General features: G+C 41.2%; 18 protein-coding genes and 1 riboswitch. All 18 genes read right to left on the bottom strand.

What is annotated here, in order from left to right:
- Nucleotides 1-5 precede the first annotated feature (5 nt).
- Complete coding sequence (locus MKX36_RS22895; RefSeq protein WP_016822885.1) at nucleotides 6-551, bottom strand: F0F1 ATP synthase subunit delta; 546 nt, start codon at nucleotides 549-551, stop codon at nucleotides 6-8.
- A complete protein-coding gene (gene atpF / locus MKX36_RS22900; RefSeq protein WP_013373436.1) occupies nucleotides 548-1,036 on the bottom strand; it encodes a F0F1 ATP synthase subunit B in 489 nt (162 codons plus the stop codon). The genes MKX36_RS22895 and atpF overlap by 4 nt, the downstream gene beginning before the upstream one ends.
- A 112-nt stretch (nucleotides 1,037-1,148) precedes the next feature.
- Entirely contained in the window at nucleotides 1,149-1,373 is a 225-nt protein-coding gene (gene atpE, locus MKX36_RS22905) for a F0F1 ATP synthase subunit C (protein ID WP_013373437.1), read from the bottom strand.
- Between the two features lie 104 nt (nucleotides 1,374-1,477).
- A complete protein-coding gene (gene atpB / locus MKX36_RS22910; RefSeq protein ID WP_090888745.1) occupies nucleotides 1,478-2,302 on the bottom strand; it encodes a F0F1 ATP synthase subunit A in 825 nt (274 codons plus the stop codon).
- A 29-nt stretch (nucleotides 2,303-2,331) separates the two neighbouring features.
- On the bottom strand, nucleotides 2,332-2,712 hold the full coding sequence (locus MKX36_RS22915) for an ATP synthase subunit I (RefSeq protein ID WP_013373439.1): 381 nt from the start codon (nucleotides 2,710-2,712) through the stop codon (nucleotides 2,332-2,334).
- Entirely contained in the window at nucleotides 2,709-2,966 is a 258-nt protein-coding gene (locus MKX36_RS22920; RefSeq protein WP_013373440.1) for an AtpZ/AtpI family protein, read from the bottom strand. The genes MKX36_RS22915 and MKX36_RS22920 overlap by 4 nt, the downstream gene beginning before the upstream one ends.
- A 167-nt stretch (nucleotides 2,967-3,133) precedes the next feature.
- Entirely contained in the window at nucleotides 3,134-4,300 is a 1,167-nt protein-coding gene (gene wecB, locus MKX36_RS22925) for a non-hydrolyzing UDP-N-acetylglucosamine 2-epimerase (protein WP_016822881.1), read from the bottom strand.
- Between the two features lie 109 nt (nucleotides 4,301-4,409).
- Nucleotides 4,410-5,039 carry a uracil phosphoribosyltransferase gene (upp, locus tag MKX36_RS22930; RefSeq protein WP_013312332.1) on the bottom strand — a complete coding sequence of 210 codons (630 nt, stop codon included), beginning with the start codon at nucleotides 5,037-5,039 and terminating at the stop codon, nucleotides 4,410-4,412.
- Nucleotides 5,040-5,204: 165 nt separating this feature from the next.
- Entirely contained in the window at nucleotides 5,205-5,405 is a 201-nt protein-coding gene (locus MKX36_RS22935) for a hypothetical protein (protein WP_177189493.1), read from the bottom strand.
- A 79-nt stretch (nucleotides 5,406-5,484) separates the two neighbouring features.
- A complete protein-coding gene (locus tag MKX36_RS22940) occupies nucleotides 5,485-5,781 on the bottom strand; it encodes a CXXX repeat peptide modification system protein (RefSeq protein WP_090888749.1) in 297 nt (98 codons plus the stop codon).
- Between the two features lie 29 nt (nucleotides 5,782-5,810).
- Nucleotides 5,811-7,949 carry a radical SAM peptide maturase, CXXX-repeat target family gene (locus tag MKX36_RS22945; protein ID WP_090888753.1) on the bottom strand — a complete coding sequence of 713 codons (2,139 nt, stop codon included), beginning with the start codon at nucleotides 7,947-7,949 and terminating at the stop codon, nucleotides 5,811-5,813.
- Nucleotides 7,946-8,662 (bottom strand): S8 family serine peptidase, encoded by a 717-nt coding sequence (locus MKX36_RS22950; protein ID WP_177189494.1) that lies wholly within the window; start codon nucleotides 8,660-8,662, stop codon nucleotides 7,946-7,948. The genes MKX36_RS22945 and MKX36_RS22950 overlap by 4 nt, the downstream gene beginning before the upstream one ends.
- A 17-nt stretch (nucleotides 8,663-8,679) precedes the next feature.
- The gene (locus tag MKX36_RS22955) at nucleotides 8,680-10,425 is read right to left on the bottom strand and encodes an ABC transporter ATP-binding protein (protein WP_290409800.1); all 1,746 of its coding nucleotides are present in this window, start codon (nucleotides 10,423-10,425) and stop codon (nucleotides 8,680-8,682) included.
- Nucleotides 10,426-10,606: 181 nt separating this feature from the next.
- Complete coding sequence (locus MKX36_RS22960) at nucleotides 10,607-11,872, bottom strand: ABC transporter substrate-binding protein (RefSeq protein WP_044786158.1); 1,266 nt, start codon at nucleotides 11,870-11,872, stop codon at nucleotides 10,607-10,609.
- A 15-nt stretch (nucleotides 11,873-11,887) separates the two neighbouring features.
- On the bottom strand, nucleotides 11,888-12,724 hold the full coding sequence (locus tag MKX36_RS22965; RefSeq protein ID WP_123797734.1) for a carbohydrate ABC transporter permease: 837 nt from the start codon (nucleotides 12,722-12,724) through the stop codon (nucleotides 11,888-11,890).
- Entirely contained in the window at nucleotides 12,724-13,605 is an 882-nt protein-coding gene (locus MKX36_RS22970; RefSeq protein ID WP_019688821.1) for a carbohydrate ABC transporter permease, read from the bottom strand. The genes MKX36_RS22965 and MKX36_RS22970 overlap by 1 nt, the downstream gene beginning before the upstream one ends.
- A gap of 178 nt (nucleotides 13,606-13,783) precedes the next feature.
- Nucleotides 13,784-15,034, bottom strand: coding sequence for a serine hydroxymethyltransferase (glyA, locus tag MKX36_RS22975; protein WP_090888764.1), 1,251 nt, complete (start codon nucleotides 15,032-15,034; stop codon nucleotides 13,784-13,786).
- A 121-nt stretch (nucleotides 15,035-15,155) separates the two neighbouring features.
- A complete protein-coding gene (locus MKX36_RS22980; RefSeq protein ID WP_016822875.1) occupies nucleotides 15,156-15,743 on the bottom strand; it encodes a TIGR01440 family protein in 588 nt (195 codons plus the stop codon).
- A gap of 207 nt (nucleotides 15,744-15,950) precedes the next feature.
- A riboswitch (ZMP/ZTP riboswitch) is annotated at nucleotides 15,951-16,032 on the bottom strand.
- Nucleotides 16,033-16,036: the final 4 nt, after the last annotated feature.

Genomic DNA, 16,036 nt, shown 5'->3' on the forward strand with positions numbered 1-16,036 from the left:
ATCTTCTATACTCGTCTGTTAAAGGATTTCTCGAGACGATCCAGCTTGCCGGCCAGACTGCCGTCGTACAGTGTATCGCCGATAACCACTTTCAATCCGCCCAGCAGACTCGGGTCCACTATATTTTCCACACGGATTGTTTTATGTTCACGGGTTCCGAATTCCTCGGCTACCGCTGTTTTTTCCTGATCACTTAAAGCATAAGTCGAATACACCTTAGCATGGGCAATTCCCAGCTTGTACTCCTGAATATCGAGATATCCGGCCAGGAGAGATTCGAACAAATCTGCTCTACTGCGCTGAATCAGCAGCTTAATCGTGTTAATCAGCGACGCAGACAACTTGCCTTCAAAATTGCTAGCCAGAACCTGAAGCTTGACTGCTTCCGTAATGTTAGGAGAATTAATGAATTTACGGATTTCAGCATCCCCCGATACAGCTTCTACAAAAGCACGTAGCTCCTGTTCGGTTTCCATAATGGTTTGCTCCTGCTCCGCTACTTCATACAAAGCTTTCGCATACCGTTTGGCAACTACCGTATCTCGGCTCATGCTTTGCCTCCTACCTCTTTAAGGTATTGGTCGACAAGCTCTCCCTGGACTTGGTCTTCCTTAATTTCCTTTTGAATCAGTTTGGAAGCAATTTGTACCGAAGCTTTACCCACTTCGCTGCGCAATTCAGCAACTGCCTTATTACGCTCGCTTGTGATTTCACGAACAGCTTCGTCTTTCAGGCGGACAGCTTCGTCTTTGGCCTGAATAATAATTTGTTCCGCTTGCTTGTTACCTGTTTGTTTTGACTGCTCTATAATATCGTAGGCTTCCTTACGCGCCTGCTGGAGAGCCTGCTTTTGCTCCTCAACATAAGCAACAGCCTGTTCACGTGTTTGTGCCGCCTCATTCATTTGCTGTAACACGAGTTGACGCCGCTTTTCCATAACGGAAAAGAGGGGGCCAAATGCATAGCGCGTCAGTAACCAGTACAAGATCAAAAATGCAATGATAGTGAAAACGATACTTGTCCAATTTAAACTCAATTGAAGTCACTCCTTTCCGGTGAACGTCGGTTCTGGGTCTTTCATGTTCCAACGAACAAAGAAGGCGCGGATGGCTGTGCCTTCCCCGCCAAACCTTGCTTAGTTCAATTCATTAAGCCTTAGCGTAAAAAATAAATGCCAGAACGACACCGATAATAGGTAGGGCTTCGACCAGACCTACACCGATAAACATAATAGTTTGTAAGGTGGACTTCGCCTCTGGCTGACGAGCGATACCTTCAACTGTTTTACTTACGATCAGACCGTTACCAATACCTGCGCCAAGCGCACCCAAACCTACTGCGATAGCTGCTGCTATTAATGCCCAAGCTCCCATTTTAAAAATCCTCCTTAGAGATGTGTATTTGTATTGTACATGTATTTGCAGTTAAGCGCGAAGCGTACTCCTGAACTTAACTAAAAACCTGAAACATAATTCACCTAATGTTCTTCTTCATGTGTGTCAATTGCCTGTGATATATATACGAACGTCAAAATGGTGAAGACGAACGCCTGAATGCTACCGACAAAAATACTGAATCCCTGCCAGACTACGAGTCCCAATACGGAAGCAACCATACCTCCCACACCGAGTGCTGTCATTTTCAGCAGAACACTAATCAAAACTTCGCCGGCAAAAATATTACCGAATAGACGCATACCGTGTGTCAATAGTTTTGAGAACTGCTCAATCAAGTTAATTGGCAAGAAGAACGGAAATGGCTGAACATAATGCTTGAAGTAAGCTTTGGTATTACGGAAGATCCCCAGGAAATGAACCAGGACAAAGATCATCAATGCAAGTCCAATGGACACCCCTGCATCTGCGGTAGGTGATTTCCACCAGCTGATACCTACATGGGCAGCTTCGCCTGGGTGAGACGCCTGTGCTTGTTCTAGTGCTTCTTTCACTGGAATGATTTCATGTCCAAATACTTGGGCACTTTGCACATTATCGAATTCAGTCACAATCCCGAACGGTAAACCCAGCATATTGCCCACGAAAATGAACATGATCAGCGTCATCCCCAAGGAGAGGAATGGCTTCCCTTTTTTCAAATCCATTGTGCTGGAAATCAATCCTTGAACGAATTCTACAATCCATTCCATAAAATTTTGCAGCTTGCTCGGATTGTCCACAGACAAATTGCGTGTTGCAGCAAATGCCAATCCAAATACAATCGCGCAAGTCACAAAAAGCATAATAATGACGGACAAGTCAATGTTAAACCCGCCCAATTCGATAATCGGTGATTCATGCAACATGTTTTCTCACCCCTTTCTCAGTTGAGCCATTATTTTTCCTGTAGCGTGAATATGATGCCTATAATTAAAAGAAGAAACTGTCCAGTTACCAGACTTGCCATTACAGCGATCTCATGGAAATAGGCTGGGAATTCCATAGCCAGCACCACTGCCAAAATAGAGGTCGCCAATCGAACGCCAAAGCCAATCCCCACCTTTTTCTTCTTTCCTTCACCGGCAGCCGCACTCGCAACCTGTCGAATCTTGTAGGCCATATATAGCACATTTAGACAGCTTACTCCCGTTCCCAGAATGATTCCGTGAGCAATGTCACGATGTTGGGGCATGAAGGCGGAGACCAGGAAACACAGAGCCATAATCATAAGCGCTACGATCCATAACATCTTTTGCATTCGGGTCATCTCATTCATTTATCCCTCAGTACCTTTCCGATCACAAGGGCAATACTCAATGCGCCTACAACCAAGCCTGCGAGAACGCTTACGCCAGTCCAGATTCCAGATCCACCAAGTTTGGCATCAAGCCATTTTCCGGCATAGAAACCACCCAGTGTGCATATCGTCAAATCAATGCCGATCGCGCTCACCAGTCCTATAGCCTTAAAGGCATTTCCGGTGTTGTTTCGGTTGTTGTTTTGCTTGGAAGGTTTGACCACTTTTCTCATGTCACCCCTGCAATTCCAGTCCATTTTACTTAAATATAAGATGCTTTGTCAATTGAGATATTTTAGCGCCCTAAAGTATAAAAATCAGTCGACAAAGCATCTAAAAATGCTGTATCCCTTGGTAACCGTACAGTTTAACTGTATGCTTACCTTGTAAAGATTAATTATTACGAACGGACGCCTTTTGTGAACATTGTGTGAAATTCTTCAGGACGTTCTGTTTGAACACCATAATGGTGCAAAATCGCATTGACAATTCTTACAGATGCCTGTCCATCACCGTAAGGATTCGCTGCCTGACTCATAGACTCATACAACGCGGAATCTGTCAAAAGAGCCTTGGTCCGATTGTACACGTTCTCTTCACTTGTACCCACCAGTTCCAAGGTACCCGCTTCAATCCCTTCCGGTCTTTCGGTCGTATCACGCAGCACTAGGACAGGTACTCCGAACGAAGGCGCTTCTTCCTGAAGACCACCGGAATCAGTAAGAATCAGATGCGTGTGTGGATAAAAATTGTGCAGGTCCACTACATCCAGCGGATCAATCAGCTTAATACGCGGATGGTTGCCCAAAATTTCAAATGCAGGTTCCTTCACAGCCGGGCTCGGGTGAACTGGGTACACAATTGCAATATCCTCAAACTCATCTGCGATCCGCTTAACCGCATTAAAAATCTGACGATGCGGTTCCCCTTGGGATTCCCGGCGATGTGCTGTCATGAGAATCAGGCGCTTGCCCTGAGCCCAGTCCAGTACCGGATGCTCGTAGTCCTGGCGAACTGTATACTGAAACACATCAGTTACTGTATTGCCTGTTACATATATTCGCGATTCAGGTTTATTCTCCTTCCGCAAATTTCCAGCCGATAAAGAAGTAGGCGAAAAATGCAGATCGGACAGCACACCTGTGAGCTGACGATTCATTTCTTCAGGATATGGAGAAAGCTTGTTCCATGTCCGCAAACCTGCTTCCACATGCCCTACTTCAATTTGCTGCATAAAGGCTGCATAGCTAGCCAAGAAAGTCGTCAGCGTATCGCCGTGAACCAACACGATATCAGGCTTGGCTTCACGCAATACGGGTTCCAGACCTTGAAGTACACGTATGGAGATTTCATTGAGTGTCTGGCGATCCTTCATTACATCCAGATCATAGTCAGGGTGGATATTAAAAACTTCCAGAACCTGATCAAGCATCTGGCGATGTTGAGCTGTTACGCATACTACGGACTCGATATGCTCCGGATGGCGCTGAAGCTCCAAAATGAGAGGTGCCATCTTAATCGCTTCCGGACGCACACCGAAAATTGTCATTACTTTGATTTTAGACATTTTCTGTTGAACCCCTTTTCATAATAAACGTCTGCTTCCAGATCTTCCGTGATTCAGATAGATGATCTGTCTTAGCGTCCATAGATTGTGCCGAACCGCTAAAAGCAGTCTACTTAGTTCCGTACAAGCGGTCTCCCGCATCCCCAAGACCCGGAATGATGTAACCATGATCATCCAAACGCTCGTCCAGTGCAGCGACATAAATGTCTACATCAGGATGCGCATCCTGCACAGCTTTCACTCCTTCAGGAGCGGCAATCAGATTCATCATTTTAATTTGAGTACAGCCTCTTTTTTTCAACACATCAATCGCTGCGATCGCCGATCCACCTGTTGCAAGCATCGGATCAATTACGATCAATTCACGTTCAGTTACATCCGTAGGCAGCTTCGTATAATATTCTACGGGTTGCAATGTCTCAGGATCACGGAACAATCCCACATGTCCTACCTTTGCTGCCGGCAAAAGCTTTACGACACCATCCAGCATACCCAGGCCTGCACGCAAAATCGGGATAAGGCCCAACATACGACCAGAAATCACTTTACCTTCAGTTTCAGCAACTGGAGTCTGTACCGTAATGCTCTCCAGCGGAATATCTCTTGTAATTTCATAAGCCATCAAAGTTGCTACTTCATCAACCAGTTCACGGAAATCTTTCGTGTTGGTCCGCACATCGCGGATAAATGTAAGTTTGTGTTGGATCAAAGGGTGATCGCAAACCACCAGTTTTGCCATAATATATTCCCTCCGTTGCTTCTTCAGATACTGTGTTATTTTTAATAAGTTAGCAAGTATCCTTCATAAATCCTAATCATTATATCATTCTAATCGTGCTTTTACACTAAAGGCTGTATATGTAGAAAAATCATAAACCTAAATTAGTATATCATTATATAGGTGCTACTCAATATACAGTTCAATGAACAAGAGACTGTCAAGTGACAGTCTCTTGCCAGAGTCTTTATTGATGATAATTATAATACTACCATACTGCTTTGCCACTGCATGTATACGTGCAATTTGAACTACATGAAAAAGTACATGTGGTTGCACAGCCACCTGTACAGGAAAAGCTACATGTTCCACAATAGCCTTGAACATCTTCTCTATTTCCAACATTTCTTTTGGAAAATAAGTTTCTCATATTTTTCACCTCCTTTCAGGAGTAATTGTCTAACCATTAAGCATTTACTTCACTCATCACCAAGTTTATTTCATTAGTATTAAAATCAATGGTCCAGTTAGAGTTAGGGTGTCTTTTCCATTGATACTTCTTTGAAGTACAAGACCACCAGTTCTCCATAGCTACCATAGTCTGACCGAGATCTTTTACAATCCTTTCATATAAATCATCTTGAATCATTGCAGCATCATTAAAAGAATTGATTAGTTCTTGCAATGCAGTTTTTCGTTCATACAATTGTAAGATTTCCTCTTTTTCGGAGTCTAGTACGACTCCAACCATTTCATTTTTCATAATTTGCACCCCTTAGTTAAATAAAGTTATTAATTAATCAATTGCTTTAACTTTGTTTTATGAAACTTATGAATAGGATCCAAATAATCTACACTGTTTAATCTATTTCTACATTTTATCCCCTCTTTCTCCAGACAATTTTTAATTTGAACCGAACTTTCCCTTTCAATATGACTAATGATACATTGAATCTCAGAGGGCACATTGATTTGATTCGTGAGTTTATGATTCAAATATTTACATCTGCTGCAGTGGAATGCATCACATCCATTGCATAATGGTGATTGTTCCAAGCCCACTAATTCATTTGTTATCAACTTCTTATCTAGCTCAAGATCGCAAACATATCTTTTAGAGTCTTCAAAGTAAAAAGCAGGGCACATATAAACTTTTCCATTAGGTGCAAGTGTGAATGTATTCTCTCCAGCACCACAGTTACACATTTTATCCAGTTCTAAAATATCAGTCAGTACATTAATCTCCAAGGGGCTCCCCTCTTTGTAACTTTCAATTATTATCTTGGAGAGTTTTCTTAACTCTCTTTCATAACTGTCCAAGTTTTCTTTCTTCCAAAGTTCGATATCATCTAAAATAAGATTAATTCTATTAAAGTTAAGCTTTAAACCTTTAATAAACCCTTCAATATTGGTTATATTCTCCTTATTTATCTTGAGAATGCATAATTTCTTATCATTTTTATCTGTTTGTGTATTTTGAATTTGATTTATATCGTTATCGAAAATTTGTATAAATTTATTACCTTGGTGATAATTAGTTTCACTCATTCGTAGTATTGATGCATCAGCGTAAGGAAAATCTCCTAGTAGAATAGGCGTTAAGTTTTGGTTTTCGCAAAACTGCAACCCAAGCTTATAAGTCTTCTCATCCATATATTCACTTTCTAATCCAATTTTACTTTTGTATGAACAATGCGTTGTTATATGATCTGATTCCAAAAATATTAAATACTTCTCTTTCCCATCTGGCACTGATACTGATGGCTTTATTCCTGTTCTTTTTTCGAACTTGTTCCAGAAGTAATAATTCGCATTACAATTCGCTTTATGCATCTTACAAATAAACGTTGCCCTTTGAAATATGGTATCTGTATATGCAGTATCATAATTATGTCCCACACACCATGCGCATCCAGAAGCAACTTCACAATTGATACACTCTTCTGTACTTTGATTTTGAAGATTAAGTAACATAAAAGGTCTTAAACGGTTTTTATCAATTCCAGTGTGTATATTACCTATGGAGTATCCAGGTCTGTTGCTTAAGGAGTAATCGACGAATCTGACACACGGGAAAAAGTCACCTTTATAATCTATAGCAAGCATTTTCCCAACTCCACAAAAATTCTGTTTTAGCTTTTCCTCATCAAGTGGCTTACCTAAATTTTCTTCAAAGAACCTTACATTATGATCCTTCCATAGATCGTGATCTAAAATATAATCTGCCAAATCTTTGAGTTGTTCTTCAAAAATTTGGTCATCTCCTTCTTCCCACACATCCTCAAATATTACATTTGCTGACACATCATTTATTCCTAATTCCCACAAACTGATTATACTATCTTTAAGATGTGGTAAATCATCATGCGAAAAGGTAGCCTTAGTGTGACTATTTGGAAACTGACTTTGCCACAACGAAATATTATTCTTCACAAGATCGTATGAACCACTACCATCAGGAAAAACTCTTTGCATATCATGTTTGGTCTTATTTCCGTCTACACTAATTCCAATATTCAACTTACTATGGTTCTTCTTAATAAATTTTTGAACTTTAGGTGTATGGTATAAAAGACCATTCGACGAGAAATTAAAACGATAATTGTTAAACCAAGGATGATTCAATTGATACATCTGAAATTTTATATAATCACAAATTTTATCGATTAGATCAATTTCTAGAAATGGCTCACCTCCAATAAAGTCCCAAATCACCGCTTTTTCTGGGAAATCTTCCGGATGACTCAGTATATAATCAACCGCTTTTTTGGCAATTTCGAATGTCATTTTATTCTTATGATTTTTACCTACTATATAGCAATACTTACAAACTAAGTTGCAGTCCTCAGTAACACAAAAAGTAATTTGCTTTCCTTCTTCTGCTCTCCACTCTTCTACTGTTTTACCTAACATATAATTCAGTGTACTCATATTTTCCCTCCCATAATTCCTCTTTCTATTAATGAATTTATTTCATCATACCTAAATTCTCTTTTGCTAATCAATCTGGCTATATGACCACTTATGAAGGCTGCTGCTATACTGGAACCCGTTAAATACTTATAATTTGGAATTTCGCCAATTCTCCTAACATCATTAACATTATCGCAAGCATAAAAATATTTATTATTAAAACAATAATTTTCAGGATTTAAATTAGATAAACCCAAGACTCCAATAACATTCTTTAATCTAGCAGGTAAGGATCTAACTTTATTATTATTAGCAGCAGCTACAACAAAGACTTCATGTTCTCTAGCTTCATACGCCAATTTTCTCAATGGCTTTGCATACCTAAATTTTTTCGTTCCCAAACTCATGTGTATAATATCGGGATTACAATCTATTGCCCTCTTAAAAGCATATAGTAATACTCTTCCGTCAGATCTTAGTTGTTCATTTAGTATATTCATACTTATAAATTCAACGTTCGGCGTGATATGCTTGATGGCCATTGCGACCGCTGTTCCATGATCGTTATTATATGAAAACTGTTTTTTCTCCAATACAATACCATTAATATCCAAACTGAAGTGTATAGATTCCTTTACATGCTCTACGAGTCCTCCTTTGTCTGTATCTATTCCGCTATCTAAAACAACAACTTTGACAGGCTTAAAAGCAAAAGTATTATTTTGAATCACCTTCTTCCTCCTTATTATTAGATTGACATTTCAGAGCTAAACAGATCTATATAATTTTTATTACTAGTTAAACTAGTATGGTTACCACTCTCAATAACCTTTCCCTTATCAAGGATGATAATTTTGTCACAATCAATAACATTAGATAGATGGTGCGCTATAATGACTATTGTATGGTTATGAGAAAGTAAGTTAAGTGTCTTATTAATAAAGTACTGTGACTCATTGTCTACAGAAGAAGTAGGTTCATCCAACAAAATAATCCTAGTATTTCTTAATATTGCCCTTGCAATTGCAAGCCTTTGTTTTTCGCCACCCGATAAATTGGAACCGTTTTCACCAATTATAGTTTCATACCCATTCGGCAAATTAATAATAGTGTCATGTATGTAGGCCTTTTTACACGCTTCATAAAGGTCATCAACAGCGGCATCAGGATTAGCGACAAGCAAATTTTCCTTTATTGATCCACCAAAAAAATAAGGCACCTGTTGAACAAGCGTAATATACTTTCTAAGACTAAGTTCATCAATTTCTTGTAAGTTATAATTATCAATATATATATGACCACTTAAAGGTGAATAAAATCTAAGTAATATATTGAAAATTGTTGATTTTCCAGCACCACTTCTTCCTACAATTGCTGTTTTGGAGAAAGGTGATATTTCAAAGGTTACATTATCAAGAATTACACGTTCCGTCTCATAGGATACAGACACATTTGTGAAACTTATTCCTCCAATTAAATTATCCGTTATCTCTACCTTTTTTAATTCCAAGTTGTAATCTTTTCTATCCATAACAGCGAATATTCTTTCAAGTGATACAATTAATCTTTGAAAATCAGCATTGAATTCTGTAATTTGCATTAATGAATTAATTAATTGAAATGAATATGTGTTTAAAGCAATAAAAATTTCTATAGATAATGTTTTAGTTTCAACAACAAGATATGCACCTATCAAAATTATAAGAATTTGGATAATGAAGCTAACAATCTGAGCGAGGTTTTGAGAAATAGCCTGCAAATGTACAATTTTGATTTTTTTTAATTTAAGTTTTTCCGTAGCAGTACCAAAGTTAACTAAATTCTGATCTTGTATATTAAGATTTCTAATTTCCTTAATACCAATTAAAGACTGCTGTACTATGAAATATATATAATCATTAATACTAGAAGCTTCAGTACTTCTACCTTTAATATGCTTAGAAAATAACCTTATAATCAAATATAAAATTGGAATTAGCGCAACAATTAAGAGAGCTAATTTCCACTCAATGAAAAAAAGAGTTACGCCTATAGCCAAAGACGTTAGTAAATTCACGATAAAGTGCACCGACTTACCCACAATGACGTCAGCAACTATCTCAGTATCATTATGTAACTTAGAAATAAACTCAGATACACCTATTTTGTCAAAATCATAAATTGATAAGTCCATTATTTTCTTATATAACGTTTGTTTTAAGTTTAATATAATAGATTCATTTAAAAACGAAAAAAAATGCGCTCTTCCGATATTCACCAGGGTCTGAATTAAAAAAAATATTATAAAATATAATGTGAATTTGTATAGTTCATTTAGGTTTTGATCGTATAAGGAAGTAAGAATTTTTGCCCATAATAAAGGCTGAGCAAGACTTAATATAACTGAAGCTATGATCACACCTAAATTCACTAAAAATTGTACTTTATAAGGACGGATTAACATCCACATACGTCCTAGTAATTTTAGCGTTATCGGATGTTTAATATAATCCATAAACTAGCCCCTCGCCTTGTGACTTTCAAATCTCTTAACATATAATAATACAATTCATTCCATATTAATGTGATCATTCTCTCAAATGAATATTTTTTTGAATAAAAGCAATTTATATACAATAATATGCAAATGAAAAAGCTTATCCGATAAATGAATCGGAAAGCTCTTTCATCTATGCTTATCTATACTTCAGATTGTCCCACGCTCCCTGAAATTGCTGAAGCATTTCGTCCTTCGTAATAACGCCTGCGATATAGGCTTGTATACTACTGCTTAAATCCTGATTTAGCCCCTTTGGAAAGCGCTGGAAGTTCCAGCTCCATATCTTGCCTTCCTTCACGTGTCGAGATATTTCCGCACCCAAATCACCTGTGGTCTCGTCACTAGACGTGATACTTTTGAAGGCAGGAACGAACTTAAACTCCTTGGTAATATAATGCTTGCCTGTTTCTGATGTGACCAGCCAGTTGAGAAATTCCTTTGCCTCCTGCTTCACAGGCGAGTTTTTGTTGACAACCCAGTTCGAGGCCACTCCCACAGCCAGTTTGTCTCCAGTAGAAGAATTATTGTCTATAGGCGTAGGAAGAATACCCAAATCCAAGTTAGGATTAATTCCATCTATTTGCGGCTGCGTCCAGTTCCCCTGGTGCATCATAGCGGCCTTGCCTGTTGAAAACAGTGTCACTTGTGTATTGTAGTCCGTTGTGAGCGGATTGGGGTTTCCATATTTTAAAGTCAGGTCAAGCAACTTCACCCACTGATCGAACACGGGGTTACCAGGAATGCGAGCAGTTCCTTGGTTTAAATCCGCAACATAACTTTCCGGGTTCGGCTGTCTGGCAAAGGGGATATTGATAAAATGGTTTCCCAGAACCCACCACTCTGCATAGCCGTTAGCAAAAGGGATAATCCCTGCTGCTTTCAGTCGCTTGGCTGCTTCCTCCAATTCATCTAACGTCTGAGGCAATTTGGTTATACCCGCTTTTTTGAACAAATCCTTATTATAAACAAAACCAAATCCCTCCAGGTTCATAGGCTGTCCATAAATCTTACCGTTAACCGTCATCGGCTTACGGGCGAAATCGTCCAGGTCCTTCACCCATGGCTGATCCGACAAATCCTCCAGATACTCAAACCACGTATCACGATCCTGGTAACCCTCATTCGTGAAAATGTCCGGTTGGTCGCCTGAGGCGAATTTAGCCTTCAACGAAGCACCGTAGTCCGTACCCCCACCGACAGATTGAATATCCAGCTTGATACCAGGGTGCGTTCTTTCATACTCAGCCTTCAGTTTGTTCAACGGTTCCGAAATCTCCACTTTGAATTGATAAATGTGTATCGTTTTGGTCCCACTCTGTTGAGCCTTTGTATTACCACAACCTGCAAGCATACACGTAAGCAGCAACATCAGGGAGATGACAAGCAGCACTGTCTTTTTCATCCGATAACCCTCCCATCAGCCTTTAACCGCTCCGGCCGCAATGCCAGAAACGATATATTTTTGCATCACCAGAAAAAACACAACGATCGGCGTGATTCCGAGCACCAGTGCGGGCAACGCCAAGTCCCATTGCTTGGTATATTGACCAAACAGCATATAGGTCGCAATCGGAATCGTACGCAGCTCAGGATCATTTAAAATGAGCGAAGGCAGCAGATAATCATTCCAGATCCATAACGTATTCAAAATAAGTACGGTCACGAACATAGGGAGCAACAGTGGACAAACGATGCGAAAGAACACCCCGTAACGAGAGGAACCATCTACTCTCGCCGCTTGCTCAACCTCAATAGGCACCGTTTTAATAAAACCATGAAACAGAAAAACTGATAAAGGCGCTCCAAAACCCAGATAGCACAAAATCAGTCCTGGTATGCTGTTGTTCAGGCTCAATACGTTGGACACTTCCATAAGCGGCAACATAATCGATTGAAAAGGTACGACCATCGCAGCCACAAGCAGCCCGAACAGGAACCGATTAAAAAGAGTATCATGCCGAACCATTTGGTAGGCGGCCATCGAGCTGATCAGCAGCAAAAGCGCATTGCTGACGATGGTGACGATCAGTGAATTCCCCAGTGCTGTGGGAAAGTTTATTTTATTCCAGGCGTTAGCATAGTTTTCAAAACGGAAGGTTGTCGGCCACGAAGCGGAATGAGCCAAAATGTCTCCAAAAGATTTAACCGAGTTCACGAGCAAAAAATAGAACGGAATTAGAAAGATCAACCCAATCACAATAAGCAATATTTCAGCTACCCATGTGCTCAAACGATAGTTCGATGTTTTTTCCATTACATTTCGACCTCCTTTTTCTTCGTGAGGCGCACCTGAATGCTGGTAATGATCGCAACGACCACGAAGAAAATCATAGCCTTAGCAGTTCCCAATCCAAGTCGATTATTTGTAAACGCTTCATTATATATGTCCAACGCTACAGACTCTGTCGCCTTGAATGGTCCACCCTTTGTCAAAGCCAAATTCAGCTCAAATACTTTAAAGGACCAGGATATCGCCAAGAACAAGCAGACGGTCACTGCTGGCATAATAAGCGGCACCACGATATGACGCAAAACCTGTCTTCGGCTCGCACCATCAATTTGGGCTGATTCAATAAGAGCATGCGGGACATTATTTAGAGAGGATATGTAAATAACCATGAGATAACCTGCGTATTGCCAAACAAACACAATGACAGTTCCCCAAAATGCAGTCGGCCCATCACCTAACCACGGCAGTTTGAAAAAAGAAAGCCCTGTGGCCTCTCCCACCGCCGAAAAGCCGCGTACAAATATAAATTGCCAGATGAAGCCGAGCAGCAAGCCGCCGATCATATTAGGCATAAAAAATACAGTTCGCAGTGCATTGCGGGTACGCAACGGCTTTGTAAGCGCATAGGCCAGGAAAAAGCCCACCAGGTTAGTTAGAATGACACCACATACGGTAAAGCGGACCGTAAACCAAAATGCATTACGGAAGTCCGGATCATCTTTAAAAATATGAATGTAATTCCCTAGTCCGAGCCATCGGACATGTTCAGATACGCCATCCCAGTTCGTCATGGAATAATACAGCCCCAACAGGAACGGAATGACCATAATTAAGACGAAAAACAACGCCATCGGTCCTACAAATATGAGCTGCTGCAATAATTGCGCGGATTTTCTTTGGCTCAATGCAATCACTCCTTTGTCGTAGATCATGAAGGAAAATGCGCATAAATCCTTACTTTAATCGCTTATTACCCAAAAACGTAAGTTTCGAGTCGTCTGGAATCAAAAAAAGGCTGTTCTCCCTTCGCTAACGAAAGGAAAACAGCCTTATCATATAAAGATTAAAAGGAATGGCGATGAATTAGTATTGTGTTCCTGGATAGATCGGGAACTTGTCTGTCAACTCGCCCACCGCTTGGCTTGCTTTGGACAATACAGTATCATCTTTTGGATTTTTAAGAGTATCAGCAATAATTTTACCAATTTTAACCATAGCTTCTTCATCCATACCACGAGAAGTTGCAGCAGGTGTACCAATACGAATGCCGCTGGTAACGAACGGACTCGTTGGATCGAAAGGAATGGCATTTTTGTTGACCGTGATACCCACGGAATCCAATACATGCTCCGCTTCTTTACCTGTAATATTCAAATTGCGAGTATCCAACAGCATCAGGTGATTATCCGTACCACCGGATACAATGTTGATTCCCTCTTCCAGCAGTGTTTCAGCCAGCACCTGTGCGTTGCGAACTACGTTTTGCGCATAGGTTTTGAATGATGGCTGGAGCGCTTCACCCAGAGCAACTGCTTTGGACGCGATCACGTGCATCAGTGGTCCTCCTTGAGTACCAGGGAAGATAGCTTTATCAATCGCTTGCGCCCACGCTTTGCGAGTCAGAATTAGCCCCCCACGCGGACCACGCAGCGTTTTGTGTGTCGTTGTTGTCACAAATTGGGCATGAGGAACTGGACTAGGGTGAATCCCTGCTGCCACGAGACCTGCGATATGTGCCATATCCACCATGAATAAAGCACCTACATCATTAGCAATGGAAGCAAAGGCTTCAAAATCGATAGTACGCGGATATGCACTTGCACCAGCTACGATCAGACGAGGGCGGTGCTTGAAGGCTGCTTTGCGCACTTCATCGTAGTCGATGCGGAAGTTGTCTTCACGTACACCGTAAGCAGCAAAGTTATACAACAAACCGGAGGCATTAACCGGGCTTCCGTGTGTTAAGTGGCCGCCATGCGCCAGATTCATACCCAGTACAGTATCTCCAGGTTGAAGAGCTGCCAGATATACCGCCATGTTAGCCTGCGCTCCAGAGTGAGGCTGCACGTTCGCATGCTCGGCGCCAAATAGTTCTTTCGCACGGTCACGTGCAATATCTTCGACGATATCTACATGCTCACAGCCACCATAGTAGCGTTTGTTCGGATAACCTTCAGCATATTTATTGGTAAGCACGGAGCCCATGGCTTCCATTACTGCTTCACTGACGATATTCTCAGATGCGATCAGCTCGATATTGTGGCGTTGCCGTTTCAGTTCAAGCCCCATTGCTTCCATCACTGCCGGGTCACTTTTACGCAGATGTTCCATCATGATTGATTACTCCCTCTCCATGGTCAAATTGTTGGGTATACAAGCAAATGCCTGCTCCTCTGTTGGGTACCTCATCATCAATGCAAAAAAGATCAGTACAAACATGCCGACATGCCAAATGCTAATCGCAGTTTCCGCCGGCTTCTTGTTCCAGACTGTACACTGCCCGTTGTCCGCCAATAAGTGGAGGACGAGTGAACGCAGCCGTCACACGTGCTTCACCAATCCAGCGAAGGCTTGGGCGAAACGGAACGGCAATCGGGCGCAAATGCATGCCAATCAGCGTTTCGCCGATGTCTATCCCGGCATGAGCCTGCACATTCGCCGCCAGACACGCATCGTCCATAGAGCGATAGGCAACAGTAGCCATAGAGCCCCCTGCTGTACGAACAGGAACAGCCGCAACCTCCATCAGGCCTAATCGCTCCAGTAAAGAACGTTCAACGACCAGTGCTCGGTTCAAGTGCTCACAGCATTGAAACGCCACATCAAAGCCATACTCTCTGCGAACGGATTCTACTCCAGACAACACTTGCTGAGCCACATCCAGCGCTCCTGCTGTGCCGATCCGACTTCCAGCCACTTCACTCGTGCTTGCGCCAATAACCAGCAGGCGACCAGCTTTAAGACTGGCCACTTCTGCAATTTCCCGCACGACAGAAGCGGTCTGTGCTTCGAGTGAAATCTCATGATCCAATTGTTCTACCATTGGAACCTCCTTTGGTTGAACAGCCTCTCAGAGACTAGGCATGGTCCCATGCCCCAAGTTCAACACACTCTCTCCTGATCACAATCTGACTATATTATAGCCGATGTTTCAGATTTCGAGCAGAAAAAATGGAAGAACAAGAAGGCAACAGAAGATCTGCTGTAGCTCGTATACGAAAAAAGAGCAGTCCACACCTATGTGGAATTGCTCTTTTGCCCAGGCGACCGGCCGTATATCCGATGCTCCATCGTGGTTAATCCCACTTTTGTCGCCAGTTACATCGGATTCTCATT

The organism is Paenibacillus sp. FSL W8-0439 (assembly GCF_038008995.1).
Classification (GTDB): Bacteria; Bacillota; Bacilli; order Paenibacillales; family Paenibacillaceae; genus Paenibacillus; species Paenibacillus polymyxa.

Coding starts and splice junctions, on each gene's coding strand:
- MKX36_RS22945 (WP_090888753.1), bottom strand. CDS start 7,949: ATGAGTACACTGAATTATATGTTAGGTAAAACAGTAGAAGAGTGGAGA.
- atpE (WP_013373437.1), bottom strand. CDS start 1,373: ATGGGAGCTTGGGCATTAATAGCAGCAGCTATCGCAGTAGGTTTGGGT.
- wecB (WP_016822881.1), bottom strand. CDS start 4,300: ATGTCTAAAATCAAAGTAATGACAATTTTCGGTGTGCGTCCGGAAGCG.
- atpB (WP_090888745.1), bottom strand. CDS start 2,302: ATGTTGCATGAATCACCGATTATCGAATTGGGCGGGTTTAACATTGAC.
- glyA (WP_090888764.1), bottom strand. CDS start 15,034: ATGATGGAACATCTGCGTAAAAGTGACCCGGCAGTGATGGAAGCAATG.
- MKX36_RS22920 (WP_013373440.1), bottom strand. CDS start 2,966: ATGAGAAAAGTGGTCAAACCTTCCAAGCAAAACAACAACCGAAACAAC.
- MKX36_RS22940 (WP_090888749.1), bottom strand. CDS start 5,781: ATGAAAAATGAAATGGTTGGAGTCGTACTAGACTCCGAAAAAGAGGAA.
- MKX36_RS22955 (WP_290409800.1), bottom strand. CDS start 10,425: ATGGATTATATTAAACATCCGATAACGCTAAAATTACTAGGACGTATG.
- MKX36_RS22980 (WP_016822875.1), bottom strand. CDS start 15,743: ATGGTAGAACAATTGGATCATGAGATTTCACTCGAAGCACAGACCGCT.
- upp (WP_013312332.1), bottom strand. CDS start 5,039: ATGGCAAAACTGGTGGTTTGCGATCACCCTTTGATCCAACACAAACTT.
- MKX36_RS22935 (WP_177189493.1), bottom strand. CDS start 5,405: ATGTTCAAGGCTATTGTGGAACATGTAGCTTTTCCTGTACAGGTGGCT.
- MKX36_RS22960 (WP_044786158.1), bottom strand. CDS start 11,872: ATGAAAAAGACAGTGCTGCTTGTCATCTCCCTGATGTTGCTGCTTACG.
- MKX36_RS22965 (WP_123797734.1), bottom strand. CDS start 12,724: ATGGAAAAAACATCGAACTATCGTTTGAGCACATGGGTAGCTGAAATA.
- MKX36_RS22915 (WP_013373439.1), bottom strand. CDS start 2,712: ATGAATGAGATGACCCGAATGCAAAAGATGTTATGGATCGTAGCGCTT.
- MKX36_RS22895 (WP_016822885.1), bottom strand. CDS start 551: ATGAGCCGAGATACGGTAGTTGCCAAACGGTATGCGAAAGCTTTGTAT.